Genomic DNA, 856 nt, shown 5'->3' with positions numbered 1-856 from the left:
ACACGTAGTTTTTCAACTCACGACCATTTAGCTTCGCCACAATGTTGCTGAACGCTTGGCTAGCCATTTGGTGCGCAGCTTGCGCACGAGGTGGCACAAATGAGCCGTCTGGTTGTGTGCATTGCGCCAAGTCGCCGATAACAAAAATATCGTCATCACGCGTTGTTTGCAGTGTTCCTTTCACAACCAATTGGTTAATACGGTTTGTTTCTAGACCTGCAATGTCTTTGATGAAATCAGGTGCTTTGATACCCGCAGCCCAAACCATGATTTGCGCAGGAATCTTTTCGCCATCTTTGGTAGTTAGGCCGTCTTTCTCCGCCTTAGTCACCATCGTTGCTGTACGAACGTTTACACCCAGCTTAACAAGCTCTTGATGCGCCGCAGACGAAATACGTGGTGGCAATGCAGGAAGAATGCGCTCGCCCGCTTCAATCAGGTTAACATTCAGCTTGCTTGAATCTAGATCACCAAATCCGTAAGTGCGAAGTTCTTTCACGGCATTGTGCAGCTCAGCCGATAGCTCAACGCCCGTTGCACCAGCACCAACGATCGCGATATCCACTGTACCGTTACCGTTTTTCGCATGCAGCTTTAGGAACTCATTGTTCATTTCTGTACGGAAACGGTGCGCTTGTTCTGGGCTATCTAGGAAAATACAGTTTTCGCGAACGCCTGGAGTGTTGAAATCGTTCGATGTTGAACCAATCGCCATCACTAGAAGATCGTATTCTAGCTCGCGGCTTGGCATAAGAAGTTCACCGTGCTCGTCTTTCAGCTCACTTAAAATGATCACTTTACGTTCACGGTCGATGTCTTGAAGGCTACCCATTTGGAAATCGAAGCTATGGTTTTT

At 47.7% G+C, this 856-nt stretch carries 1 protein-coding gene; it reads right to left on the bottom strand.

Annotated elements, in window-relative coordinates; all coding sequences use genetic code 11:
- A partial coding sequence (locus R7R24_RS25680; RefSeq protein WP_318119942.1) for an NAD(P)/FAD-dependent oxidoreductase occupies nt 1-856 on the bottom strand: 856 nt, incomplete at both ends.

This window comes from Vibrio sp. 704 (genome assembly GCF_033339295.1).
This window is presented reverse-complemented; position numbering and strand designations above follow the sequence as displayed.